Source organism: Aquiflexum lacus, assembly GCF_015476655.1.
Taxonomy (GTDB): Bacteria; Bacteroidota; Bacteroidia; order Cytophagales; family Cyclobacteriaceae; genus Aquiflexum; species Aquiflexum lacus.
The window spans coordinates 1-26313 of sequence record NZ_JABFHF010000044.1; the positions used below are offsets into that span (position 1 = coordinate 1).

The window sequence follows — 26313 nt, forward strand, 5'->3', positions numbered from 1 at the left end:
TGACATCAAGGCGGGCTGCAGACCTCTCCTGACGTCGAGGTGACAAGGCAAAGTTCTGTAATAGATTTGAATGCTATTTGTAGTTCTGTACCATCAATTTCAAAATCTGTCATTGGTAGTGGAGAAAATTTGGCATTTACAGAAAGGAAATGACATCAAAGCGGGATGCAGACCTCTCCTGACGTCGAGGTGACAAGGCAAAGTTTTATTATAGATTTAATGCTATCTGTAGTTCTAAACACTCGATTTCAAAATCTGTCATTGGTAGTGTAGCTTCATTTTCTTTGCGGTTTTGCGGGAAATAAATTTTATCCACGTCCCTATTTCGCAATTTGCAAAAAAAAGTCCCCTTCTTCCAAAAGGCAGATGGGGACTTGATAGATAAGTATTTTAAGAGTCAAATCTCAAGCAATATGCTTAAGATTATTTATGCCCGAAGAGGTAAAATACCCCCAATTGAAATCCGCGGTTGGTTGCATTGAAAGCACTTGCGTCATAAATATTGCTCAATCCATGGTTGTATCGGGCATCAAGCCCAAATCCTGTGTCGGTAAAGACATAACTTCCGCCAATGCTGAGTGCAAGGTCGATAGCGTTATAACCGTCCTTCACATCGACAGTAGTATTACCTGATTTGGATTTGGCATTGACCAAGAATCCTACCTGTGGTCCGGCATGTAACCTAAATCCGTTATCAAACATGTATTGAAACAATAAAGGTATATTGATATAATCAAGGTTGAGGCTATTATCCGAACCCCCTAATTTTGTACCTTGTGCAGAGTACATGATCTCAGGTTGGAAAGCAAATTGATTTGTCAAATGGATATGGCTTAAAAGGCCGAGGTGCAGACCTGATTTCAAGTCGGATTCTCCGTTTCCGTTGATGTTATAAAGATTCAATCCTCCTTTGACTCCTATATTGGCATGATGGTCTTGAGCCATGGCTGTAGTACCAATCATCAAACAGGTGATAAATGCAATCAGATAATATTTCATAGTTTTTTATTTTGAGTATTGCTTTCAACCAATTTTATGGTTGTGGTGAATAAGCCCGCAAAGATTACCTTAATAAACTAAAAGATGTTACATAAAAAAATATTGATTGTTACATAATTCTTCGATTTATGATTTTCCAAAAGAACTTAAATTTAAGGGACTATCCACGAGGCTACCATCTGATTACAGATTTGATTGAAAGTGAATTTCCCGAAATCAGGCAAATCAAAACCGGGATGCTTCAGGTGTTTATCCAACATACCTCCGCGGCACTGACCATCAATGAAAATGCGGATCCCACTGTGAGAAAAGACTTTGAAACCTTTGTAAATGAGTTGGTTCCTGAAAGTTATCCACGGTTTATCCACACTTATGAAGGGACAGACGACATGCCTGCCCATTTGAAAAGCAGTTTAATGGGTTGCAGTGTGCAGGTGCCTATTGGTGGTGGAAAACTTTTGTTGGGAATATGGCAGGGTATTTATCTCTGTGAATTCAGAAACCATGGGGGCTCGAGAAAGCTGGTTTTGACAGCATTTGGGGAAGGGTTTTAAGGGATGAAGGATGAAATGAGAGACAATAAGCAGGAGATAAAAGTCAATATGGAGGGGAGGCGTTACAAACGCCTTTACTTAGAAGTCACGAATCCAGAGGCTTGGGACAACTTGATGGCTTTTCAGCTTATTCAAAAAAGTTTTTTTAACTTGTTACATCTACCATCCAAAATCTCAGAAGATGAAGTATTTATCGTTATTGTTAAGTATTGCTTTAGTTTTTATCGGAGTTTTAGGGAATCACGCTCAGGCCAAAACTGATTTAGACTCTTTGGATGTGCAGGCATTTATGGATGGTTTGATCCATAACCTGATAGATGAGAGAAAGGTAGCCGGAGCCACGGTTACCATTGTCAAAGATGGACAACTGCTCTTGGCCAAAGGATACGGATTTGCGGATGTCCAAAACCGGATTCCCGTAGACCCCGAACAAACATTGTTTAGGATAGGCTCTATTACGAAGCTCTTTGTTTGGACAGCTGTGATGCAGCTGGCAAGTCAGGGCAAACTTGACCTCGATGCAGATGTCAATATTTACCTGAAGGATATTGAAGTACCGGACAAATTTGGTCAGCCGATTACCTTGAAAAACCTGTTGTCCCACACCCCGGGATTTGAGGACTATGTCATGGAATTGTTTGTCAATGAAGAAGCCAAACTTTTGCCCCTTGGGGAAATTTTGAAAAAGGAGATGCCTGAACGGGTTCGCCCTCCCTACACACAAGGATCCTATTCAAATCATGGAACCGGGATCGCTGCTTATATCGTCGAACAAGTGTCAGGCATGAGTTTTCATGATTACACCAAACAGTTTATTTTGGACCCCTTGGGCATGAGAAATACCACTATGCAGCAACCTCTGCCTGCACAATGGGCGGGACAGATGTCCAAAGGCTATATTTTCGATAATACCTTTGAAGAAAAAGATTTCGAACTTGTGCCTTTATATCCTGTGGGGGCAGCTTCCTCCACAGCAACGGATATGGCTCGAATGATGCAGGTTTTTCTTCAAAAAGGCACTTTGGATGGTTTCACCTTGTTGGATACTATCACTTTTGAATCCATGCTTCAACCGCTTCACCAACACCATCCGGACGTGAATCCCCTACTGTATGGGTTTATGGATTTAAGTCAAAAAGGAAACAGGGTTATTGGACATGGAGGGGATACCTTTTGGTTTCATTCTCTTTTTGCGATGTTGCCTGAGCATGACTTTGGGGTTTTTATCAGCTTTAATACCGGAAATGTCATGAATGGATATATGAAAGTCCTTGAAGCTTTGTTGGATCGTTATTTTCCGGACAACAGGCCTTTGGACAGTCCCATCGAAGTTGACGAGGAATGGTTCCAACAGTTTGCAGGAGAATACAAAGTCAACCGCTATCAGCATTCCAATTTCACTAAAATTGTATCCTTAATCAGCCGCTTTCAAGTATATACCGCAGAAGGAAAATTGGTTGTGACTCAACCCAATGAAACCAAATATTATGTGCCTATAGGCGAGAATACATTTCGGGAGGAGTTTAATAACAATAAGATTGCTTTTGGCAATAATGAAAAAGGGGAAATACATTATCTATTTGATGGTATGCTGTCCATTTATGCCATGGAAAAAGTATCCGGCTTTGAACTGTCCCAAATCCAAATCAGCATCTTGGTCCTGTCTTTGTTGACTGCGCTTCTGGTGCTGATGTATTGGCCCTTTGCAGCCCGTATCCGAAGCAATTACTTTCATAAAGACCCAAATCGAAAATTACTTCCCTTGACGGGGAAATGGATCGCTTGGTTAAATTATACAGGCTACCTGATTTTTTTGGTAGGCTTGGCCATCATCATGTCCAATCCTTTTGAGATTGTGTATGGAGTTCCCACAAGTCTGAAAGTACTTTTGGTACTGCCTGTATTGATGGTTGGATTTACGCTCTTGATGTTGTTTCTCAGTATCCGTTATCTAAGAAATCCCTACTACTCAGGTTTGGCTAAGGCATTTTATGTTGTGATCACCCTGATCAGTTTTTTAGCTATTTGGCAACTCTATTTTTGGAACTTCTTGGGTTGGCAATATGCCTGAGTAATTTAAAAAGTAATGTATATTGATGTTGTACGGAGTCACTCACATTGGCTTGAACAGGAGTGTGGCATTTAACCTGCGTCTGATGTGCTATACGCAAAAGCAACTCTCATTTCACACCTTATAACTCACGCCTCAAACTTAATATTACCATTGGTATAAATGACATGAAGCGTTAAAAAGGTTATTCCCTACATTGAGCACAAATAGTTATAGCAGTGAGAATTTCGTTTACCCTTTTACTTTTGTGTTTGATTTCAAGTGTCTTTGCCCAAGAGACAGCGTTTGAATTGCCCGGAATAATCGCGGAAAAAATCGACTATGAGATCATAGTCGATGGGGTATTGGATGAGGCTATTTGGAACGATAAGGACTGGGCAACTGATTTTCAGCAATTTTTTCCTTCAGATACTTCCTTGGCAGTTGCCCAATCCAAAGTAAAAATCGCTTATGATGATAAGTTTCTTTACATCGCTGCAGTGATGTATAACCTTGGGCCTAGAGAAAAATATGTCAGCACCTCCCTGAGAAGGGATTATCGGGGTGAGCAAAATGATGGGATCAGTTTTATTTTTGATACTTTCAATGACAATACCAACGGCTTCCAGTTTGGTGTAAATCCCTATGGTGTACAGCGGGAATCGCTAATAGCCAATGGAGGAATTAGGTCTTCTGACCTGAATCTGGCTTGGGACAATAAATGGTATTCAACAGCTAAGATCCATGAAGATTATTGGGTGGTAGAGGCAGCGATTCCATTTTCAACCTTGCGCTACAATGATGGTGCTATGAACTGGAACGTGAACTTTTACAGAATAGACAGTAAATACAATGAGCGTAGTACTTGGACTCCTATCGCACGGAATTTCAATATCATTGGACTTGCATTTACGAGGAAGTTACTCTTTTCAGAGCCACTCAAAAAGGAAAGTTCGAACATATCATTTATACCTTATGCAGCCATGGTGACGGATAGGAATTCCCTAGAGGGCACTTCCAATCCTCCCAGGCCAACTTTCGGCGCAGATGCCAAAATAGGTATCGGTCCTGCTTTGAATTTGGATTTGACGGTAAACCCTGATTTCTCTCAAGTAGAGGTGGATGAACAGGTTACCAATTTGGACAGGTTTGAAATCTTTTTTCCGGAAAGGAGGCAGTTTTTTTTAGAGAACGCTGATCTCTTTGCCGATTTCGGAACACAGAATATCCGACCCTTTTTCTCCAGGAGAATAGGTGTAGACAGAGATGAAAATACCGGGCAAAATGTACAAAATCCCATTTTGTATGGGGCAAGACTCAGTGGTAAACTGAATGAAGACTGGAGGATTGGCGCCATGAACATGCAAACGGCCAATGATGAAGAGCTAGGGATAGTGGGAAAAAACTTTTCTGTAGCAGCATTACAAAAGAAAGTTTTCAACAGATCCAATGTCGGAGTTATCCTCATCAACAGAGAAAGTCTGAACGGTGAAGGTCAAGGGTCTCTTTTTGACAATACCCAATCCAATAGGTTGGCGGGGATAGATTATAATCTGGCTTCATCAGATAACAGATGGACAGGCAAGTTTTTTTATCATAAGACTTTTGAATATGAGGAAAAGGAAAAAAGTGGCGCTGCCCATGCACAACTCAACTATAACGACCTCTATTGGGAGGCAAGTCTGGCGCTGTCCACTGTTGGAGAAGGGTTCAATCCGGCAGTTGGTTTTACACCTAGAAATGATTTCAACAGAACTGCCATCAGGTTTTCCCGTCAATTTTATCCCAAATCCAAATTGATCAACAGACATGGACCCGGAGTGGAATCGGAAGTGCTCTGGAATGAAAACCTGGGAGTCACAGACGAACAACATACCTTGTTTTATACCACCCGGTTTCAATCGCTATCTTCCTTGACAGTCACAGCCAGTAACCGTTTTACTTATCTTTTTTTCCCTTTTGACCCGACAAGAACAGGTGGGGAACCTTTGGAGTCGGGTACTGATTACAGAAACAGCACGGTAGGCTTCAGGTATATTGGCAATCCCAGAAATACATTCTTTTTATCCGCCAGAGGTGAGATCGGAGAATATTTCACGGGAGGTATCAAAAGCCTTTCAGGTACGATGAATTGGAGAATGGGCTATTTGGCGAATATTTCCATGAACTTCAGCTATAACAATATCCGCCTTCCCGAACCACAAAATGATGCTGATCTTTTTCTGGTAGGTCCTAGAATTGACCTGACCTTTACCAAGAGTCTTTTCTGGACTACTTTTATCCAGTACAACAATCAGATTGAAAATGTCAATATCAATACCCGGGTTCAGTGGCGTTTTGCTCCAGTTTCAGATCTTTTTATCGTGTACACCGAAAATTACTTTCCCAACACTTTTGTATCCAAACAGCGGGCTTTTGTGATGAAGCTTAATTATTGGCTGAATATTTAAGGGAAGTTAGGAAGTGGGATGTTTTAATAATTGGAAAGTTTGTTGTCCACTGCACTGGGAAAGTGCATACTGCCTACTGCGACTGCCCACTGTTTACTGAAAACTGCTTATTCCAGTTGGTTTTTGGAAAATTCTATAAAGAAAAAAACGACAGGTCCGAAAAGCAGGACCGGAAAAACCAGAATCAACAAAGGAGTAATTCCTGTCCCTGCATTGGAACCTGTGTGGAAAGAGAAATACTCAATGATGATAAAAATCACGAGTAAGTTGAATTTCAACCATCTCCAAAGCCTTTTATTGATTTCGCTCAGATCAGCTATTTTTTCAGAGGAGATTTGGACAGGATAATTCCCATATTGTGGTCTAAGGTTATAAACAGTTAATCCTATATATAAAACTGTCGCAATGATGGGTACTGAATAGGTCATTTTACTTGCCCAATATTCATTGGGTGTTTGAAAAAAATCAAAATCCTCAGGCACCAATTCTGCACCAATATGTTGGAATTTATAGGTCATTACCCAGAGAACTATCAGTGCACCGATACTTAATAATTCTAAAATTTTGTCCCAAAAGGATATCTTAACTTTTTTAAATGTTGATAATAAGTTTTTCATAAATCTGAGTCCTTCTTCCTGCAAAAATATATGGAATTAGTCATTTCCTTTAAATATAGGCCATTCATTTGATAAATCGTGTAAAGAGACCTTTCCTGTCCAGAATATGGAAGTGCCAAAATCTTTTATTTGAGGATATCGATGCTCATGAAATGAATATCACTTAAGGGTTATTATATTTTTCTTTCCTGTAAAGCTCAGATTGTTAAACTTTTGAGAAACTCCTGGCTCCGATTCAGTATCATTCAACATTACCTTGCTATACTTATCCACAGGCCAGTTGAACAATATTTCCCAGTCACCATTTTCCTGTGTGATTTCCGCCTCTATACTTTTGTCTTCAAGCATATTCCAGGTTATCGAAATTTCATTGTCACCAATGATTACATTTTCTATTTTGGCTTCTTTCCAAGTGGAAGGCATTTGTGGTGTGATTTGAATCAGTTTTTTGGAGGCATCAGGCTTGATGCCGAAAAACTGCGTAACAATAGGTACCCCAAAGCTGTAAAGATTCCATGCCTGTGCCATCATGCCATAATCAGGGGATACTTCATAAATGGATCCCGGCAAAGCAAACCCAAAAGAGCGGGTCATCATTTGCAGGTATTCCAAAGCTTGGTCAGGTCTGCCATAATTGTTTTCCGAAATGGCTTGCACACCGGTAGGCAAAGTCATCACTGCTCCTGTATATGAAAAAACCTTACTGCCTGAAAAGGAACCATCCTCCATCTCTGAGGATTCATCCCGATCTATGCCTGTGACAAAGACCCCAAATGGATTCACAAACTTCCGGCCTTTGTCCAAAGCCCTGATGGCCTTTTCCTCATCTGCAATGCCCATTTCCATGGGAGTATTGACCACCCAATTGTGGAAAATCACAAAGCCTTGCTTCTTGTTGGCAGGGTATGTGGATAACTTTTTTCTGGTTGCCCGAAGTTCTTCCACAGCCCAGGGCTTGTTCAGCGTATCTGCCCTTACAATGGCCGCATCGATCAGTTGGATTGCTTCTCGGGTGGTGCCTATAAAGTCTGCATAAGAATTGAATTCTTCAACCCAAAACTCATTATTGATTTTTTCTTTGAGAATATCTGCTGTGTGTTGATAACTCTGCGCACCGATGGTATCACCAAGTTCATCTGCTATCTTGGCAGCATCAGCAAAGGCTACCTGGGTGTAAGTGGCGACATCAATCATTTCGGATTCAAGTCCATGAATTTCCATCATGCCGTAGCCATCAGGGAAGAGGTTGCCGTCTTCATCGTTTTCTTCCATCAGCCACGTCAAACCCTTTTGGATGGTAGGATAATATTTGGACAAGAATTCCTTATCACCTGTCCATTGATACACCCACCATATCAATGAGGTAAACTGTGGGGTTTCATTGATATTGCCAGGATTGAAAACCACCCCATTGGTACTTACTTCATGCACAATTTGTCCGTTGCCATTGGATTCTGATAGCTTGTGGATAAGTTCAATGGTCCGGTAAACCAAGTCTTTCCTGCCGGTTGCAATGGCACCTTTGAGGGTATATTCGTTATCCACACCAAACCACCAAGGATAATCGGGCATTCCTGCACCAAGCCCCCTGCCGATTTCAGGTACGTCTCTGACCAACCATTCTGTATTGTACTTCACCCACTCAAAGGCTTTTTCCAGTTCTTTGTCCGGGATAGTGACTTTTGATTTTGAAGCAATTATTTCATATTTTCCAAGCTTATCTTTCAGATAGGTTTCCGGATGGGTGTGTAAAATGTCATAGGTTTTTTCGGCATCTAATTGTGATGTAAAGGAACCTGAAATCACAAAACGGAGCGTTTTTACTTCGTCAGGACGAAGGTTGATTTGATATTCCAGGCGTGCGGCCTGACCCTTGCCTTTGGGGTCATATTCACAATAGTCTGATGGACCTTGATTGCTTTTGGCTTTTTCACTGGACCCAAAAAGGACATACCAGTCATTGCCTTCATCCTTTCCTCTCCAAGCCTGCCTCGCCTGGTCAAAAGTCAAGTTATCCACATGATCCACCATGTTTGTTCTTTCTCCAAGCCAAACAGGCATAAGGTCTGTATATCCGGCAAACTCAAATCCAAAAGATACACCCGAATTGCTTAAATTCTTAAAGGCAAATTCAATGACCACACCTTCCTTGCCATCAGGCACAAATTGAAACCTTTCTATTTCTATTCCTGGAATAGGTGATTGAAACAGGTGTTTGTTAGCAAATGGATAGTTGATAAATTGATGTGCTGCATCTAAACAATATGAGTTGCTACCGTCCAGGATTGCGGCAGTGAATCCGTCCATGAGTTTGATGGGATGGTTCCATATTCCCCCCATCTCTCCTGCTACATGCCAGCCCAAATCGGGAAATGTACCATCCTGATGCCCGACCATGTAAACACGGTCTCCGGCTGTCACATAGGGAGAGGAGAGGTACTCGGCCTTACCCTCTAAGGCTTCGACATCGATCAATAAATCCGAAAGTGGCTTCACTTCAGGCTGCTGCTGACAGGATGAAATGAGCAATAAAAAAAGCAGGAAAGAAAAATATGTCTTCATAGCGTTTAACTTTGGGCTTCAATAACCCTAAAGATAAAGCCCTTTTTCAATTAACCCTAAGAATGATATTTTCTATGGTGGAAGAAAATTCCCTGCCATCCTGAAGCGTCACGTTGCAAGTAAATTTCATAGCCTCACTTTGTTCCGATTCTTGATTGAACCGCACCGCAAAATTAGTGAAGTTGTAAACATTCCTTTGTGAATCTTTGCGAGACTCCAAAGGAACAAAAACTTCTCCGCCCACTCTGGCAATTAAAAGTATCTCAGAAAGGTCTGTACCTGCCGGAAAGCTGGAATTAAAGTCCTTATCAGCAAATAGGTCAATTTTCTCAATGCCTGCTTCCAGGTTAACTCCCGGATCACAGGCATACAATACAGGCAATCCGATATGGGCTCTTCTGATAAAGTCATTTTTATCCAGATTTTCCTCCCCAAAAATAAACCAGAATAGTAATTTTTCGGTCGTCAAATTGATAGTATTTGACCAAGGTCTTGATTGCCATCCGGGACTTGTCGGTACAAATTCTTTTGCCTCCCCATTGAATTCACTTAAGCGATAATACCTAGCCTGTCCCGAACAATCATCTATACAAGAAGAAAATATCAAAGGTGATAGTTGGAACAGGACCACTATGGAAAATAAACTAAAAATTGACTTAAGCTTCATTCTTCTACTTTTTGAACTAAGTCAAATGTAATTAAAATTGATCAAGGTTTTAACAAGACCTCCACAAATTCCGACTCTTTGGAAGTTCCGTCCTCGAATTCCACAACAACTCTCAATGAATGTGTGGCTTCAACAGTTGGTTTAAAATTGAATAAAATGAAATAACTTGGGAAGTTGGATTCATTCAGATACGACTGCAAAAAATCTGCTTTGTTTATAAAGTTTAGACCATCACCTGTAAACACGCAAACTTCTAATAAGTCTTCTCCGGCAGGTATGGCATTAAAAGCCTGATTGCTGAACATCTCAATACTTGTGGCTTTGTTGTTGTTTCTATATTTTGGGATGCAATCTGAATCCAAACTTCCCGGGTTAAGTACCGTCTTTGGCATATCTAACCGCAATGCAAGGTTTGTAGACGTGAATCCGGCTTCATTGTTCCAAGGTCCATCTTGACCTGTACTGAGGTTAATCGTCCTGGGAGTCAGCCCTATCGAATTGATTTCATACAAAGTATTCTCACAATCTTTGCTGCAGGATATCAGTAACATGAACCCCAGCGTAACCGGAAGGATAAATTTCAAATAGTTGGCTTTAAATCTGAACATGATGGTATTTTTTGGCTTCGAAGATAAGGATTGGATACTGATTTTTCCAATTAATTTTCATACGGAGCCTTAGATCGATGGTTATCCACAATTCCAATTTAATTGCTGAAATTATTCTATAGGTTTCAGCAATATGTTTATCCAGGCAGATTCAATTGATTTCTCATCTGAGGTTTGGGCATCAAGTCTGAGTTTATGGACTGCGTTTTCCAAAGGTGCTTCATTAAATGTCAGGTATGCAGTCGTAATCTCTGATTGGTTGACATAGTTTCCGAGAAATTGGCTTTTGGAGATTGAGTTGATTTGATCCACAGAAAAGGATGCGATTTCCAATAAATCCGAACCTGCGGGATATTCCTCATTGTAATCCCTGTCGCTGACCAATTTCAGATCAGTTATTCGATTTTCATTTTTCCATACTGCCGGACAATCAGCATTAAGTGTAAAGAATACTGAAACAGGTTTTGGCATTTGCATAATGAACATCAGTCTATTGTAGGGTAGCTCATCACTGATTCTCCACGGTGTGAGTGAAGTCGAACTTTCAGATTTGGTCCTAGGGGACATGGAAAGCTCTTTGATTTGGAACATGGTATCTTCGCATTTGTCTTCACAGGAGCTGAATATTCCGAGAGCACAAAAAATTGCGGAGAAAACCATTACTTGTTGTAAAGTTTTCATTTTAGGGGTGTTTAGCGAGATAGTATGATATGGGCAATCATTTATCCACAGTCAGTTATCGTCTGAAGAAATCAGAGTAGACAAGTTTTCTGAGGAAGCTGAAATTTATTGAAAAAAATCAAAAAATGATAAGATCAGGGAAATATTGTTCCAATCTGTTTCCGCGGTATCAGTTTGATATCGCTGTCATCGATCAGTTTACGGGCTTTCACTTATAAAAAAATCAAAATCTGCCATCCTCCAAGGGACATTAAAATGTGGAAAACTCAATCATTATTTAATCCTTTGATCACAACATCACCTGTCCCATCTGCAAGGCAAGGATATTGGAGTTCCCTTTCTGCCACCTTTGGGTTGTTGATGATCTTATAAAAATCATCCAAGTATTTGATTGTAGATTTGATAAAATTGCTTTCCAAGTGGGGGCTTGAATTATAGAGCGCATAGATGAGGTCTTTTTTTTCATTGAACAGGGCAAAGGATTTGCTGAAATGTTCCATGTTCTTGATACAATATCCTCTGTACCTTCTTTCCCTCACTGAGGTCATTTTCAATTCTTCCGCAGGCTTTGCGTAGGTTGTCAATACGATGCCGGAGAAGTCAAAATCATATGGAACTGCAAATAATTCTTCTGTATGGGGGTTCTGAATGATTTTGATGTTCTGTCTGAATTGAATTGACCAATCGGTATTGGCAATCAGGTACTGGAAAAGTGACATTTGTATGAATTGCTGTACTTCGATTTGTTTGGGCCGAATTAAATCCTGCCCCACAGTTTCCATCCCATTCCTTTCAGCCATTTGGTCTTCATCTTCAATGAGGAATGCGAAAAAGGGTTCCTTCTCTTTAATTTTATTATTGCTGTCATCCAAGAAGATTTTAACAAGCCTCACCTTAAAGCTTTTCGGCGTAAGGATATTACTTAATTTATAGGCATAATATTCTCTGACTACATATTTGTCTCCTTTGCAGGGCATGACCAATTTAAGTTTATCCTGTCCTTCAAAAATCGAGTTATCCACATTTTTTTTACTGAAATTCAGCAAAATGGGGGGGTAGGTACAAATATTTTGTTGCCGTCTGAAATTTCCTCTCGTTCTTATTTTCAAAGGGATTGAAACTTCTTGCTGATTTTGATCCATGTAGGAGATCGTCATGTCATCATACTCAGGTTTACCTTTCCTGTCCTTGATAAGTCTGTTGATGTCACCGGAGATTGTCAATTCGAGTATTTCTTCTGAATCAAAAAAGGTAGGGGTCTGTCCATTGGTCTGAATACGAAATGCAAGATTGTAATTCAACAATCCAAAAATCAGAAGGGAACGGAGTAGCAGGATCATCTTATGAATTTAATGAGGTTTTGGGAAAAAACAGCATTAAATTTAAGATTTTATACTTTAGACCGAAGATGCTCTTTTTTATTACCCTGATTTTAATTGATTAATCTAAACGGTTTTCTTCCAATACTTTTGACCTCCTATTCCAACTATAAAATAACTTTTCCTCCTTCTTTCTATTTTTTATACTTTTGGCACCTTTAAAAATTTATTGAATGCTATGAGTAACATTAAATCCAACTTGCTTTTGTTCATTCTTTTGCTTGGGAGCTTATCGACTATCGCCCAGCAAAAAAAGAAAGTCAGCCTTGAAGATGTGTTTAAATCCAATACCTTTTCCCAAAAATCAGTTTATGGGATCAATTGGATGAAGGATGGACAGTATTACAGTTCATTACAAAGAGGATTGACAGGTCCGAAAGTGGTGAAAATAAATGTTGCTACAGGGGAAGAAGCGGAAGTGCTGATAGATGGAGGAACTTTAAGGATCAATTTTTCAAGCTATGCATTCAACCCTGATGAGACAAAAGCTTTGGTTGCTTCTGATGTGGAAAGTATTTATAGAAGATCCAGTAAAGGGGTTTTTCACGTGATAGACCTTCAGTCCGGTACTTCTCAAAAGCTCATGGATGGTGAAAAAATCATGTATGCAACCCTCTCACCTGGAAATGATAAAGTTGCATTTGTCAAAGACAATAACCTATATGTAGCTGAACTGGCCAATGGTCAAGTAACCCAAATTACGACAGATGGAAAGTGGAACCATGTGCTGAATGGTGCGGCTGATTGGGTGTATGAAGAAGAGTTTTCCATGTCCAAAGCATTTGAATGGTCACCTGATGGAAGCAAAATCGCCTTTATCCGATTTGATGAATCAGAAGTCCCGGAATTCAACATGCAGACTTGGGGGAAATTATACCCTGAAGATTATAGGTTCAAGTATCCCAAAGCAGGAGAAAAAAATGCCGAAGTCAGCATCCATATTTATGACCTAAACGGTAAAAATACCGTTACCGTGAACTCAGGATCTGAAAAGGATATTTACTTACCCAGAATTTATTGGACAGGTGATAACAATACTTTGGCATTTTTGAGATTAAATAGACTCCAAAATCAATTGGACCTGTTGTATGCCAATGCCCGGACCGGTGAAACAAACCTGATTTTACAAGAAAATTCAGAAACATATGTAGACCTTAACTACAACGATGACCTGAGATTTTTGGATGGAGAAAAGGGGTTTATCCGAACTTCTGAACAGGACGGATTCAAGCACATCTATCACCACGATAATCAGGGCAAATTGATCAAACAGGTCACCAATGGGAATTGGGAGGTAAGCAGGTTGGTAGGATTGGATGAAAAAGCCAAAAAAATCTATTACATCTCTACCGAAGCTTCTCCTTTGGAAAGGAATCTGTATGTGATCAATATGGATGGGAAAGGCAAAAAACTCCTTACGCCTGAAAAAGGAACCTATACCATCAACATGAGCAAGGACTTCAAATATTATATTGCCAATTTCTCCGAATCAAACAGTCCCTTGAAAGTGACACTTAATGAATCTTCCGGTAAATTGGTTAAGGTATTGGAAGACAATCAGGAATTAAAGGCCAAAATCGGAAATTTCGCAATCTCTCCTAAGGAGTTTTTCAACTTCAATACAGTGGATGGCACTTCGCTGAATGCCTATATGATTAAGCCTGCTGACTTTGATCAAAGCAAAAAATATCCTGTTCTCATGTATGTGTATGGAGGACCGGGTTCCCAAAATGTAACCAATTCCTGGGGAGGAACAAGGGATTTCTGGCACCAACACTTAGCATCCGAGGGATATATTGTGGTTTGTGTTGACAACAGGGGAACCGGTGCAAGAGGGCGTGACTTCAAACATGTGACTTATGCTAACCTGGGCAAATTCGAAACAGAAGATCAGATTGCAGGGGCAAAATATTTAGGTACACTTCCATTTGTTGAAAAATCACGAATTGGCATTTGGGGTTGGTCCTACGGAGGATATATGTCCTCATTGGCATTGATGGTAGGCAATGATGTTTTTAAAGCTGCCATCGCAGTGGCTCCGGTGACTACTTGGCGATATTATGATACCATTTATACGGAAAGATATTTACAGACACCCCAATTAAATGCCGCCGGTTATGATGACAACAGCCCCATCACTCATGTCAACAAACTGAAAGGTAACCTATTGTTGATTCATGGTACAGGGGATGACAATGTCCATTTTCAAAATGCAGTGGATTTGGTTGATGCCCTTGTCAAGGCAGATAAACAGTTTGAGACCATGTATTATCCCAACCGAAACCATGGCATTTCAGGGGGAAATACTTCCTGGCATTTGTATTCCTTGATGACGGATTTTATTAAGAGGAAGCTTTGAGGGAAGGATGAGGGAGAAAGAATAAAGGATGAAAGTACTAATTACCATGTACAAAGAATGTAGGAATTAGATGTATTTCACATCTGATAGATCCCGGTTCTCGCATCTCGGTTCTCTCTTACCTTAGGGAAAACCTTCGAGGTCAAAAAAAGACCTCAAAGGTTACACGGATCTCGGTTCTTAGCTCCTCGATATTCGGGGCAGGCTATCTTTCTAACTTCTAGCTTCACGGCTCTAACTTCTTGTCTCTTGTCTCTTGTTTCTTGTCTCTTGTCTCTAAATTCTACCTTCTCTCCTCTCGCTTCTCCGACCACTGATAGACCTCAAACACCACCTATATCTATTTCATTTCAAAGCAGAACGAAAGCGCGTAGCTTTCGGTTGAATAACTATCTGTACCTATCCTTGGTTATAAGCGAGAACAAATGAAAAAAGGCATGTTGTTTTATAAAACATACAAGCACTCCTCAAGCAGGGAATGGGTGGTATTTATTCATGGAGCTGGCGGTTCGTCCTCCGTATGGCATAAACAGATCCGGGATTTTAGGCAAAATTTCAATTTATTGTTGATTGATTTAAGAGGCCATGGGAAATCAGCCAATTCCATCAAAAACATGTGGAAGGAAGAATATACTTTCCCGGCTGTTACCAAAGACATCATAGAGGTATTGGATCATCTGGAGATCCCTCCGGCACATTTTATGGGTGTTTCTTTGGGGACTATCCTTGCCAGGCAATTGGCTGAAATGGAGCCCCATCGCGTGAGTTCTTTGGTAATGGCAGGAGCGATTACCCGACTCAATTTTACTTCAAGGGTTTTGGTATACTTGGGCAATGCATTTAAAAGTGTTGTCCCTTACATGTGGTTATACAGTCTATTTGCTTGGATCATTATGCCGCGCAGGCACCATGCAGAGTCTAGAAATCTCTTCATCAGAGAAGCTAAACGACTCTGTCAGAAGGAATTTATTCGTTGGTTCAAAATGACCAAAGATATCAATCCAATACTGAAATATTTCAAAGAAAAAGATCTGGCAATTCCGACCTTATATATCATGGGCGAAGAAGATATCATGTTTTTGGAACCTGTCAAAAAGATTGTCAAAGAGCATAAACTTTCCTTTCTGAAAATTGTAAAAGCCTGTGGACACGTTGTCAATGTGGAGCAGCCGGATAAATTCAACCAACTTTCACTGGATTTTCTAAAAAATCTAAATCAACCCCAACAAAATTCATTTGTGCACTAAGAATGAAAAACCCTACAAAAATAATTTTGACCCTTGTGATCTTGGCAGTGATTGCAATTATTTTTATTTATCCTAGAAAGGATGAAATATTTGGTTCTAACAATAAATCTGCCTCAGCAAGTAACCCCTCACAATCAGCCCAAGTGTTACCTGTGGATGTTGTAGAAATTCATCCTCAAAAATTGGAAAACAACCTGAATATAACAGGGACTGTCCTCCCCAATGAGATGGTCTCCCTGAGATCTGAAATTTCAGGCCTAGTCCAAAGAATAGCATTTAAAGAGGGCGAATTTGTAAAAAAAGGAACCCCCTTGGTATATTTGAATGATGACGAACTCAGTGCCCAGTACCAAAAACTTGAGTTTACCAAGAAGCTTTTTGAAAGTCAGGAAAATCGTCAAAAACAATTGTTGGCAAAGGAAGCGATCAGTCAGGAAGAATATGATATCGTTCTCAACCAATTCAATACCAACCTATCTGATTTGAAATTGGTAGAAGCACAGTTAAGCAAAACAGTGATTCGTGCTCCATTTGATGGGGTTCTAGGGTTGAGACAGATTTCCGAAGGAAGTGTCATAGGAACCAATGATGTAATCGTCACTATCATTAACATAGATCCCATCAAAATTGAATTTTCTATACCGGAAAGGTATGCAAATCAGGTCGAAATAAATTCTAAGATATTCTTTTCCAGTGACGTAGGAGGAGAAGAAGCGGAAGGCGTGGTATATGCTTACGAACCGAATATTGATGCCAATACCAGGACCTTAAAACTGAGGGCACAAAGCCCCAACAAAAAGAAATTGTTTCTTCCGGGTATGTTTGTCAGGATAAAATATATTTTGGGTATTGAAGAAAATGCCCTTTTGGTACCTGCAGAAGCGGTTATTCCCGAGCTAAGCGGTTATAAAGTATTTGTAGTCACTGCTGAAAGTAAAGTGGAAGAAAGACAGATTTCAATAGGAACAAGAACCGACACAAGTGTTCAGGTAGTCAATGGATTAAAAGAAGGTGACTTGGTATTGACTACAGGCGTATTACAAGTAAGATCAGGAATGGCTGTCAATTACACTAAAATCAACTGATTATGGCAAGTTTATCAACCATCAGTATCAGAAGGCCTGTATTGGCTATCGTACTGTCTCTGACCATTTTACTTTTTGGGATAATCGGAATCAGTTTTCTTGGTATCAGAGAGTTCCCGAGCGTTGATCCCCCGATCATTAATGTGAGGACAAACTATGTGGGTGCTAATGCTGATGTCATAGAGGCTCAGATCACAGAGCCCCTGGAGGAGGCCATTAATGGTATTTCCGGCATCAAGTCCCTTACTTCCACCAGTAATGATGGGGCAAGTAATATCACCGTTGAATTCGATGTAGGTGCCGATTTGGAAGCGGCTGCCAATGATGTAAGAGACAAAGTATCAGGAGCACAGCGAAACCTTCCACCCGATACAGACCCACCTGTTGTATCCAAAGCCGATGCAGATTCCCAACCTATAGTATTTTTGAATGTTCAGAGTGATAGAAGGACGCTTTTGGAACTTTCGGATATTGCCAATAACATTTTCAAAGAAAGGTTACAGACAATTCCGGGTGTCAGTAGGGTTCAGATATGGGGTGAAAAACAATATGCTATCAGGCTGAGGATGGATCCGCTCAGAATGGCGTCATACGGTGTCACTCCTTTGGATGTACTCAATAAAGTGCAAAGTGAAAATGTTGAGCTTCCTTCAGGAAGGATTGAGGGCTCCGCCATTGAACTTTCAGTAAGGACTAAAAGTAGGTTAAGTTCCCCTCAGGAATTCAATAACCTGATTATCAAAGAGGACCAGAACAATATTGTTAAATTTCAGGATGTGGGTAAAGCGGAATTGGCCGCCCTCAATGAAAGAACAGTACTTAAGAGGGATGGTATCCCAATGGTAGGTGTGGTATTGGTTCCTCTACCCGGTTCCAACAATATCGAAATATTAGATGAGTTTTACAGAAGGTTAGAGTTTATCAAAAAAGATCTTCCCGATGATGTTCTTTTGGATATTGGTTTTGATTCTACCAAGTATATCAGAAATTCCATCAATGAAGTGCAACAAACGATTTTTGTAGCATTTATTCTCGTGGTGACCATCATATTTTTATTCCTAAGAGATTGGCGAACGACCTTTATTCCGGTGCTTACCATCCCCATATCTTTGATTGGGGTCTTCTTTATCATGTACCTGATGGACTTTTCCATCAATGTCCTGACGCTACTTGGAATTGTACTTTCGATAGGTCTGGTGGTAGATGATGCCATTGTGGTTTTGGAAAATATCTATACCAGAATTGAAAAGGGAGAAAATCCGGATAGTGCTGCTGAAAAAGGTGCCGAAGAAATTTTCTTTGCTGTAATCGCAACCACTGTTGCCCTTGCCGCAGTTTTTTTACCGGTCATTTTCCTAACGGGTACCACAGGCAGGTTATTCCGTGAATTTGGTATCGTGGTCGCGGGGGCGGTCATTATATCTTCTTTCGTCGCATTGACCATGACTCCGATGTTAAGTTCAAAGCTGTTGAAGAAAAGAGAAAAACAAAATTGGCTCTATACCAAAACGGAACCATTCTTTGTATGGCTTAACCTTAAATTCAATAACGCCTTAAATGCTTTTATGAAAGTCAGATGGATTTCTTTTGTTCTCATTATCTTGATGGGATTTGGAATCTATCAGATGGTTAAAGTAATTCCGACGGAACTGGCACCCACAGAGGATAGGGGAGAAATGAGGGTAAATCTTTCAGGACCCGAAGGTGCCACCTTTGATTATATGGACAAGGTGATAGATGAAATGACGGTGGAATTTATGGATAAGATTCCGGAGGAGGAAAGAGAGGGAATCATCACCGTTACTTCTCCTGGATTTGGCACAGCCAGTACCAACTCAGGTTTTCTTAGGGTTATTTTAAAAGATGCTTCTGAGCGTGAAAGATCCCAACAGGAGATTTATGAACAGGTAACTGGAATTCTTTCCAAATTTACAGCAGTGAGGGCTTTTGCTACCCAGCCCCAATCTATAGGGGACCGAAGAGGAGGTTTGCCGGTACAGTATGTCATTCAGGCACCGACCTTGGAAAAACTAAAAGATGTTATCCCTGAGTTTATGGAAAAAGTAGGTCAAAGCCAGGTTTTCAGCTTTTCAGATATTAACCTCAAATTTACCAAGCCAGAAATTGAAGTAGAAATTGATAGGGCAAAGGCCCAAAATATCGGAGTTTCTGTTCAGGAAATAGCGCGTACCCTCCAATTATCATATTCTGGGCAAAGATTTGCCTATTTTATTATGAATGGCAAGCAGTACCAAGTAGTAGGTGAAATGCAGATTCAGGATAGAAATGAGCCTGTTAACCTAAGGATGCTTTATGTTAGGGCTAATAATGGCGAATTGGTTCAGTTGGATAATTTGGTCACCATCAGGGAGAAAAGCACTCCTCCACAACTTTATAGGTTCAATAGATTTGTGAGTGCTACAGTTTCAGCAGGATTGGTTCCAGGATATACAATTGGTGCAGGATTGGAAGAAATGGATAGAATTGCTGATGAAGTTTTGGATGAAACATACAGTACCGATGTAGCAGGTCTATCAAAAGAATTCCGGGAAAGTTCCAATAGCTTGGTCTTTGCTTTCATCTTTGCACTGATCCTGATTTACTTGGTGCTTTCAGCACAATTCGAAAGTTTCCTAGACCCACTAACAATCATGTTTACAGTTCCATTGGCACTATTTGGAGCTTTATTTTCTTTGTGGATTTTCGATTTTACATTGAGTATATTCAGTCAGATTGGAATTATCATGCTCATAGGATTGGTGACAAAAAACGGCATCTTGATCGTCGAATTTGCCAATCAAAGAAAAGCACAGGGAATGTCTATCGATGATGCCATCATTGGCGCAGCCGGTGCCCGATTCAGGCCTATTTTGATGACCAGTTTATCCACGATACTGGGTATTCTTCCGATAGCCCTCGCCCTAGGTGCGGGTGCGGAAAGCCGTGTACCAATGGGCGTTGCAGTAATCGGAGGTCTTGCATTTGCCACTGTATTGACGCTATTTATCATCCCTGCAGTTTACACATACTTAACCTCTAAAAAAGGAAGATTAGCCAGAGTCTAATGAGAAAACTACTTTTAACTTTCGTCCTGATAGGACTAACCTTTGCCACCCTTCATGCCCAAGGGAATGAAGAACTTGACCTTGAAAAAGCCGTCTTGATTGGCCTTGAAAGAAACTATGGGGTGAAAATAGCGGCTAACAATGTTGCGATTGCAGAGAGGGATATCAAAATCGGGACAGGTTCCTTTTTTATGCCAACCATTACCGGGAATTTTGCAAACAGCTTCAATAGAGAAGATGTAAAACAACAATTTGCAAATTCCCCAGAGCCCAATGAAGTTCCCGGTGCAAAAACAGAAAATGAAAACTACTCCATCGTAGGTTTTTATGGCTTTCGTCCCGAAACAATTTATTCCATAAAAATACTTGGGAAATTAGCCGAAATCAGTGATCTCGATGCTAAAGTATTGGTAGAGAATACTGTAGCGGCTATTTCATCCTCCTACTTCAGATTGGTATTGGAATTACAGAGATACAACGTTTTGAAAACTACCTTGGACCTTTCCCAATCAAGATTGGATATTGCAAAAGCAAGGTACGAACTAGGAGGTGCCGGAAGAAGGGATTTTCTGACCGCACAAGTAGATTACAATGCCGATCTTTCCTTGTTGGTAAACCAGGAACTTATTATCAAAAACGCGAGGATCAACCTCAATGAGTTATTAGCACTGACACCTGACAGAGAATTTGTAGTAAAAGATACTATTTCGGTTGATAAAAATCTCCTTTTGGAAGACCTTCTCGAAAATGCCTACCTAAACAATAAACAGTTTTTGCTTACCCAAAGGCAGGAGAATGTTGCTTTTCTGGCTTTGAAGGAAACACAGGCGCAAAGACTACCACAAGTCAACCTTAATGCTGCATATAACAGGAATACCTTCACTTCAGAAGCTGGTTTCCTTTTGCTCAATCAGAGAACGGGGATCAATTATGGCTTGACCGCTTCTTTAAATGTTTTCAGTGGATTTACATTGAATAGACGCATTCAGAATGCCCGAGTTCAGAAATTGAATGCAGAATATGCCGTTCAGGATCTTGAAATTCAAATGGTATCTGATATTCAGCGGGCCTATAATACCTACAATACCAATATACAGTTATTGGATATTGAATATTCCAATTACAAAACAGCCATAGAGAATGCCGATATTGCTTTGGAAAGGTTTAGGTTGGGGATATCTGATTATCTACAGTTCAGGGATGCACAAGTCAACCTATTGACAGCAGAGAACAGGTTACTGACCGCCTTGTTTAATATCAAAGAAATGGAAATTGAATTGATGCGGCTTTCGGGTAGAATATACTTTCAGGACAGTTATCAGAAGTTTCAGCTGGGATTACAATAAATATATTTTTATTACAAATGCCTTCAAGCGCCCTTTAAAAGGCACTTTGAGCCTTTCTTATACATAAAAACGCATTTCATATCTAAAAAAGTTTGGTATATAATTTGCTTTGTTCGATATTTGCAAAGAACAAAGTTACTTCGGTGGCATTTATGGGATGAAAAAAACAGTTATCAGCTTATTGCTTTTATTGATATTTTCAACTTTTGGGTTTCAATGTTCATTTTTGGAAAGAACAGAAAATGAGGAAGTGGATTTCTGGGAAAACCCCGCTCAACTCGATCTGGATGAAATCAAAAAAAGAGGTTTTATCCGTGCCATAGTTGATAATTCCTCCACGAGTTACTACATCTATCGTGGTCGGAGAATGGGCTATGAATTTGAAATGCTAAGAAATCTGGCCTCTTTCTTAGATGTAAGGCTGCACTTGATCATCAAATCAGATATTGGAGAAGCTTTTCAATTATTGAATCAAGGGAAAGCAGATATCATAGCGATGAATTTTGCCATCAGCGAAGAAAGAAAAAAATATGCCAATTTCACCGCCCCGCTAGGGAGTATGGGTACCGTACTGGTTCAGCAAAAGAGATCAGATGCTTTAACCGAACCAATCGAACTGGAAGATAAAACTGTATTTATACAGCAGGATGCTATTTTTAAATCACAACTGTGCTCCCTTCAAAGAAACCTTGGGATTTCCTTCAGTATCATTGAGGAAAAAGGAGACAGTGATTATTTCATCAACCGTGTGGTGAAAGATGAAATCCAATACACGGTGGTGGATAAAGTGGTTGCATTGGTCAATTCAACCTATTACTCGGATTTGGATATCCAAATGGAAATCAGTCCCAAAGAAGATGTAGCCTGGGCTTTAAGAAAAAATTCACCTTTATTGGAAGAAGAAATCAATAAGTGGATCAAAAGCAAAGACAAGACCGGATACATCCGGACCCTTTACGCAAAGTACTTCCAAAATACTAAAAACAGTTATTTCAGGACCACAAGTCCTTTTTCCTCTCTGGCCGGTAACAGCATTTCACCTTTTGATGATATGATCAAAAAAGGGGCTGACAATTTGGGATGGGATTGGAGAATGTTGGCTTCCTTGATCTATAAAGAATCCAGATTTGACACCACTGCGACTTCTTATGCAGGTGCTACGGGATTGCTTCAACTTATGCCTGTCACATTGGAAAGGTTCGGTGTTGAAAATCCCAATGACCCAATGGAAAGTCTGATGGGCGGAGTAAGCTACCTCAAATACCTGGATAAATTCTGGAGAGAACGGGTGCCTGAAAACAATGAAAGACTTAAATTCATTTTAGCTTCCTATAATGTTGGGCATGGACACGTCCTTGATGCTTGGAAACTGACCAGAAAATACAGTAAGAATCCTCAGATTTGGCAAAATGTAGCCCACTTTTTAAAGCTCAAAACAAATCCCGATTACTATAAAGATCCTGTAGTAAAAAGCGGATATGCCAAAGGTCACCTGGCCGTAAATTATGTGGATGACATCTTGATACTTTATGACTCCTACAGGGTGTTGATTGAGCCATAAGACTTTTAAAATTTCTGGTAACTACAATTGAATGGTTTGGAAATTGATGGTTTAGAACTACAAATAGCATTCAAATCAAGTAAAAACTTTGCCTTGTCACCTCGACGTTAGGAGAGGTCTCATGAGGATCCGCAAATGATTAAATTAAACATAAATAGGACCTCTGGAGATTCTTCGTACCTCAGAATGACGGCTGCCTAGCGGGTAACTTGATGTCATTCCATTTCTGAATGTTTTAATAATGTTGGAAACTTGTAATGACGGACAAACATCGTCTATCGTCAACTTCCTACTCCCAACTTCCCAATTCCTCTCATTTCGGCACATACAAAATAAACACCACCGGAATTTTATGCAGGTCAAGTTTGGTTTTCCGCCAGTCCTGAATGGTCTTGGTTTGGATAAATTCATCAGAACCGGTGAGGTTTTTGGCAATACACAATTTGGTCTGGGGGGAGAGTGTTGATTTTAAATCCTCAAAAAGATGGTTGTTCCGAAAGGGGGTCTCCATAAAAATCTGGGTTTTGTTGTGCCTTGCCGATTCTCCCTCCAATTGCTTGATGGCATTGATCCTGTCCTTTTTATCGATAGGAAGGTATCCATGGAATGCAAATGATTGTCCGTTGAAGCCTGAACCCATTAAGGCCAAAAACATGGAGCTTGGACCCGTTAATGGCACTACTTGAATCTTCTTTTCATGTGCATACGCCACCGCAGCTGAACCGGGATCTGCGATACCGGGACAGCCTGCCTCGGACATGACGCCCACATCCACTCCAGAGAATATTGGTTGCATGATTCTCTCGAGTTCAGCGGGTTTTGTCTTTTTGTCCAATATCTCAAATTGCAAGTCCTCAATAGTAAGTCCAAGTCGAAGGCTACTGATAAACCTCCGGGCAGTACGCACATTTTCCACCAAATAATACTGGGTGTTTTTGACGATCTCTCTTGTTTCGGGACTGATAATTTTTTCAGCTGTATTTTCCGATAAAACTGTTGGTATAAGGTATAATTTTCCTAATTTCATTTGAATAAACGATTACAATAAGAAATGAAGTTCAACAAAAACCTGGTATTCAGGTTAGGAATGAAAACATCCTTGAAAAGGAAGAAATCAACATCCTGACTTTATCATCAAACAAATTTCCTAAAGATATGAAATATGTAACCTTAGTATGCCTTATGATTGGACTCTTTTGTTCTACCATCACAGCCCAAACAGACAAAAACATGATTGATGTGGAATTAGATTTTTTTGGATCCAGGCCCCAATACAGTGTTTCAGGAAAGAAATTACTCTACAAGGATATCAAATTGATCATGGAAAATTATCCTGAACCCAAAACCCATCTTGAAAAAGCCACAAAAAGAAGGAGTGTGGCTATTCCATTACTTGCTGTAGGTGGTTCGGGTATGATCAGCAGTTTTTTTCTTAGGACTACAGATTCCTTTGAACCTGTCTTTTGGTCTTCTTTTGGTGTTTTTATAGTTGGGGCTAATTTTTACCAAGGCTATCTTGTGAACCTTCAACGTTCTGTCAATACCTACAACCAAAACCTCTATAATTCTACCCGAGTCAGAAGCAGTCTGGATTTAAAAATCTCGCCTGTACAGACTGGGTTTATTTATAGTTTTTGATGATTGGATAACCGCTCTATTTTCCTACATAGTATATTTAGGATTCCCATTGCAATAATTGAACTCCCACCCTTTCTATCCATCTGATGCGAAAAGAAATCTCCAAAACCATCCTGCTCCTTTTATTCATTTTCTCTTTACCATATACACTTCAGGCCCAAAATATAAAAGCTTTGGTCGGCGGAACTTTAATCGATGGGTTTGGAGGCCCGCCCTTGAGAAACTCGGTGATCATTATTGAAGATGAAAGGATAAAGGAAATCGGGCAGGTCAATAATTTGAAAATTCCCGAAGATGCAGAAATCATTTCAACAGAGGGGATGTCTGTGATGCCGGGTCTTTGGGACATGCATGTGCATTTGATGATCAATGGACACAGTAATTATACCCATTGGGACAGTACTTATATCGGGATTTTTGAATCTGTGATCATGCCCTCTTCCGCACATCAGCTATTATTAGCCGGAGTCACAAGCGCCCGGGATTTAGGTGCGCCTTTGGAGGCGAGTATCCATGTACGCGACAAAATCAATAAAGGTGAGATTCCCGGCCCTACCATTTATGTTTCCGGTCCCTTTATCCAAAAGGCACCCTATCCGGGGACTGAGGAATTCAGATGGGGAATCAATGGGCCTCAGGATGCGCGTACCAAGGTCAAAAAGCTGGTAGACGCTGGCGTGGATGTCATCAAGTTGATCGATCATGATGAAATGACTTTTGAGGAAGCCAAGGCCGTGGTGGACGAGGCCCATAAATATGGTAAGCCTGTTATCGCCCATTCCCATAGACCTGATGAAATCAGGATCGGGATGAAAATAGGCGTGGATTGCTTTGAACATACCGGACTTTCCTCAGCCCCGGAATACCCGGAGGATATCATAGACCTCATCAAAGAACGTACAGCAAAGATGAACATGGGGCCACTATTCTGGACACCAACAGTAGAGGGACTGTACAATTACGAATATATGCGCAACAACCCTGAAAAATTGGATGATCCATCCTGGCATTTGGGATTGCCTGATTCAGTCATCAGGGATATCAGGGCTTCACTAAGATATCCCGGAAGGATGCCCTATTTCCAACTGACTCCTGTAAGGAAACCCACTTTGGAAAGAAAAATCAATCAGCTTAAAGATGCAGGGGTTGTATTGATGATAGGAACTGACAGTGGCATCCCTATGAAATTCCACAGCCAAAGTACCTGGAATGAATTGGATGTCTGGGTCAACGAATTTGGTTTTGATCCTATGCTGACCATCAAGGCAGCGACCTATTGGCCCGCAGTCTCCATGCGTGTAGAAAACGATTATGGCACAATCAGCGAAGGCAAATATGCGGATATCATTGCCGTCAGAGGCGATGTACTCCGCTACATCAGCTTACTGCAAAATGTAGACATGGTGATTAAGCACGGGAAGAGGGTGAAGTGATTTAGACCTTTG

At 40.4% G+C, this 26313-nt stretch carries 19 protein-coding genes; 11 read left to right on the plus strand and 8 right to left on the minus strand.

Features of this window, described 5'->3' with window-relative positions:
- Positions 1–423: 423 nt before the first annotated feature.
- On the minus strand, positions 424–999 hold the full coding sequence (locus tag HMJ38_RS23830; RefSeq protein WP_194976961.1) for a porin family protein: 576 nt from the start codon (positions 997–999) through the stop codon (positions 424–426).
- A 128-nt stretch (positions 1000–1127) separates the two neighbouring features.
- Between HMJ38_RS23830 and HMJ38_RS23835 the strand changes: the two genes are divergently transcribed.
- The 3 genes from HMJ38_RS23835 to HMJ38_RS23845 all read left to right on the plus strand — a co-directional run bounded on the left by HMJ38_RS23835 (position 1128) and on the right by HMJ38_RS23845 (position 6053).
- Positions 1128–1553: a secondary thiamine-phosphate synthase enzyme YjbQ gene (locus tag HMJ38_RS23835; protein WP_194976962.1), complete on the plus strand. Its 426-nt coding sequence runs from the start codon at positions 1128–1130 to the stop codon at positions 1551–1553.
- A gap of 181 nt (positions 1554–1734) precedes the next feature.
- The gene (locus tag HMJ38_RS23840; RefSeq protein WP_194976963.1) at positions 1735–3624 is read left to right on the plus strand and encodes a serine hydrolase domain-containing protein; all 1890 of its coding nucleotides are present in this window, start codon (positions 1735–1737) and stop codon (positions 3622–3624) included.
- Positions 3625–3842: 218 nt separating this feature from the next.
- Positions 3843–6053 carry a DUF5916 domain-containing protein gene (locus HMJ38_RS23845; RefSeq protein WP_194976964.1) on the plus strand — a complete coding sequence of 737 codons (2211 nt, stop codon included), beginning with the start codon at positions 3843–3845 and terminating at the stop codon, positions 6051–6053.
- A 107-nt stretch (positions 6054–6160) separates the two neighbouring features.
- Here the strand turns inward: HMJ38_RS23845 and HMJ38_RS23850 are convergent, their stop codons facing one another.
- From HMJ38_RS23850 to HMJ38_RS23875, 6 genes are all read right to left on the minus strand, one after another.
- Positions 6161–6670 carry a hypothetical protein gene (locus tag HMJ38_RS23850; RefSeq protein ID WP_194976965.1) on the minus strand — a complete coding sequence of 170 codons (510 nt, stop codon included), beginning with the start codon at positions 6668–6670 and terminating at the stop codon, positions 6161–6163.
- A gap of 159 nt (positions 6671–6829) precedes the next feature.
- Positions 6830–9232: an alpha-L-rhamnosidase-related protein gene (locus HMJ38_RS23855; protein ID WP_194976966.1), complete on the minus strand. Its 2403-nt coding sequence runs from the start codon at positions 9230–9232 to the stop codon at positions 6830–6832.
- Positions 9233–9278: 46 nt separating this feature from the next.
- On the minus strand, positions 9279–9899 hold the full coding sequence (locus HMJ38_RS23860; protein ID WP_194976967.1) for a hypothetical protein: 621 nt from the start codon (positions 9897–9899) through the stop codon (positions 9279–9281).
- A gap of 41 nt (positions 9900–9940) precedes the next feature.
- On the minus strand, positions 9941–10507 hold the full coding sequence (locus HMJ38_RS23865) for a hypothetical protein (protein ID WP_194976968.1): 567 nt from the start codon (positions 10505–10507) through the stop codon (positions 9941–9943).
- Between the two features lie 111 nt (positions 10508–10618).
- Positions 10619–11188, minus strand: a complete 570-nt coding sequence (locus HMJ38_RS23870) for a hypothetical protein (protein WP_194976969.1) — start codon at positions 11186–11188, stop codon at positions 10619–10621.
- 266 nt (positions 11189–11454) lie between these two features.
- Positions 11455–12528, minus strand: coding sequence for a hypothetical protein (locus tag HMJ38_RS23875; protein ID WP_194976970.1), 1074 nt, complete (start codon positions 12526–12528; stop codon positions 11455–11457).
- A gap of 217 nt (positions 12529–12745) precedes the next feature.
- Between HMJ38_RS23875 and HMJ38_RS23880 the strand changes: the two genes are divergently transcribed.
- The 6 genes from HMJ38_RS23880 to HMJ38_RS23905 all read left to right on the plus strand — a co-directional run bounded on the left by HMJ38_RS23880 (position 12746) and on the right by HMJ38_RS23905 (position 23230).
- Entirely contained in the window at positions 12746–14926 is a 2181-nt protein-coding gene (locus tag HMJ38_RS23880) for a S9 family peptidase (RefSeq protein WP_194976971.1), read from the plus strand.
- A 437-nt stretch (positions 14927–15363) separates the two neighbouring features.
- Positions 15364–16173: an alpha/beta fold hydrolase gene (locus HMJ38_RS23885; protein WP_194976988.1), complete on the plus strand. Its 810-nt coding sequence runs from the start codon at positions 15364–15366 to the stop codon at positions 16171–16173.
- A gap of 2 nt (positions 16174–16175) precedes the next feature.
- Positions 16176–17258: an efflux RND transporter periplasmic adaptor subunit gene (locus tag HMJ38_RS23890; protein ID WP_194976972.1), complete on the plus strand. Its 1083-nt coding sequence runs from the start codon at positions 16176–16178 to the stop codon at positions 17256–17258.
- Between the two features lie 2 nt (positions 17259–17260).
- Positions 17261–20323 (plus strand): efflux RND transporter permease subunit, encoded by a 3063-nt coding sequence (locus HMJ38_RS23895; RefSeq protein ID WP_194976973.1) that lies wholly within the window; start codon positions 17261–17263, stop codon positions 20321–20323.
- Positions 20323–21669, plus strand: coding sequence for a TolC family protein (locus tag HMJ38_RS23900; RefSeq protein ID WP_194976974.1), 1347 nt, complete (start codon positions 20323–20325; stop codon positions 21667–21669). The genes HMJ38_RS23895 and HMJ38_RS23900 overlap by 1 nt, the downstream gene beginning before the upstream one ends.
- Before the next feature lie 157 nt (positions 21670–21826).
- Positions 21827–23230 (plus strand): MltF family protein, encoded by a 1404-nt coding sequence (locus tag HMJ38_RS23905; RefSeq protein WP_194976975.1) that lies wholly within the window; start codon positions 21827–21829, stop codon positions 23228–23230.
- A gap of 313 nt (positions 23231–23543) precedes the next feature.
- Here the strand turns inward: HMJ38_RS23905 and HMJ38_RS23910 are convergent, their stop codons facing one another.
- The gene (locus tag HMJ38_RS23910; protein WP_194976976.1) at positions 23544–24257 is read right to left on the minus strand and encodes an SAM-dependent methyltransferase; all 714 of its coding nucleotides are present in this window, start codon (positions 24255–24257) and stop codon (positions 23544–23546) included.
- A gap of 128 nt (positions 24258–24385) precedes the next feature.
- Between HMJ38_RS23910 and HMJ38_RS23915 the strand changes: the two genes are divergently transcribed.
- A complete protein-coding gene (locus tag HMJ38_RS23915) occupies positions 24386–24868 on the plus strand; it encodes a hypothetical protein (protein ID WP_194976977.1) in 483 nt (160 codons plus the stop codon).
- A gap of 86 nt (positions 24869–24954) precedes the next feature.
- Positions 24955–26301, plus strand: coding sequence for an amidohydrolase family protein (locus HMJ38_RS23920; protein WP_194976978.1), 1347 nt, complete (start codon positions 24955–24957; stop codon positions 26299–26301).
- The last annotated feature ends 12 nt before the right edge of the window (positions 26302–26313 follow it).

What these genes read in the sequence shown, in the direction of transcription:
- HMJ38_RS23830 (WP_194976961.1), bottom strand. Translation starts at nt 999, where the DNA reads ATGAAATATTATCTGATTGCATTTATCACCTGTTTGATGATTGGTACT.
- HMJ38_RS23835 (WP_194976962.1), top strand. Translation starts at nt 1,128, where the DNA reads ATGATTTTCCAAAAGAACTTAAATTTAAGGGACTATCCACGAGGCTAC.
- HMJ38_RS23840 (WP_194976963.1), top strand. Translation starts at nt 1,735, where the DNA reads ATGAAGTATTTATCGTTATTGTTAAGTATTGCTTTAGTTTTTATCGGA.
- HMJ38_RS23850 (WP_194976965.1), bottom strand. Translation starts at nt 6,670, where the DNA reads ATGAAAAACTTATTATCAACATTTAAAAAAGTTAAGATATCCTTTTGG.
- HMJ38_RS23855 (WP_194976966.1), bottom strand. Translation starts at nt 9,232, where the DNA reads ATGAAGACATATTTTTCTTTCCTGCTTTTTTTATTGCTCATTTCATCC.
- HMJ38_RS23860 (WP_194976967.1), bottom strand. Translation starts at nt 9,899, where the DNA reads ATGAAGCTTAAGTCAATTTTTAGTTTATTTTCCATAGTGGTCCTGTTC.
- HMJ38_RS23865 (WP_194976968.1), bottom strand. Translation starts at nt 10,507, where the DNA reads ATGTTCAGATTTAAAGCCAACTATTTGAAATTTATCCTTCCGGTTACG.
- HMJ38_RS23870 (WP_194976969.1), bottom strand. Translation starts at nt 11,188, where the DNA reads ATGAAAACTTTACAACAAGTAATGGTTTTCTCCGCAATTTTTTGTGCT.
- HMJ38_RS23875 (WP_194976970.1), bottom strand. Translation starts at nt 12,528, where the DNA reads ATGATCCTGCTACTCCGTTCCCTTCTGATTTTTGGATTGTTGAATTAC.
- HMJ38_RS23880 (WP_194976971.1), top strand. Translation starts at nt 12,746, where the DNA reads ATGAGTAACATTAAATCCAACTTGCTTTTGTTCATTCTTTTGCTTGGG.
- HMJ38_RS23885 (WP_194976988.1), top strand. Translation starts at nt 15,364, where the DNA reads ATGTTGTTTTATAAAACATACAAGCACTCCTCAAGCAGGGAATGGGTG.
- HMJ38_RS23890 (WP_194976972.1), top strand. Translation starts at nt 16,176, where the DNA reads ATGAAAAACCCTACAAAAATAATTTTGACCCTTGTGATCTTGGCAGTG.
- HMJ38_RS23895 (WP_194976973.1), top strand. Translation starts at nt 17,261, where the DNA reads ATGGCAAGTTTATCAACCATCAGTATCAGAAGGCCTGTATTGGCTATC.
- HMJ38_RS23900 (WP_194976974.1), top strand. Translation starts at nt 20,323, where the DNA reads ATGAGAAAACTACTTTTAACTTTCGTCCTGATAGGACTAACCTTTGCC.
- HMJ38_RS23905 (WP_194976975.1), top strand. Translation starts at nt 21,827, where the DNA reads ATGAAAAAAACAGTTATCAGCTTATTGCTTTTATTGATATTTTCAACT.
- HMJ38_RS23910 (WP_194976976.1), bottom strand. Translation starts at nt 24,257, where the DNA reads ATGAAATTAGGAAAATTATACCTTATACCAACAGTTTTATCGGAAAAT.
- HMJ38_RS23915 (WP_194976977.1), top strand. Translation starts at nt 24,386, where the DNA reads ATGAAATATGTAACCTTAGTATGCCTTATGATTGGACTCTTTTGTTCT.
- HMJ38_RS23920 (WP_194976978.1), top strand. Translation starts at nt 24,955, where the DNA reads ATGCGAAAAGAAATCTCCAAAACCATCCTGCTCCTTTTATTCATTTTC.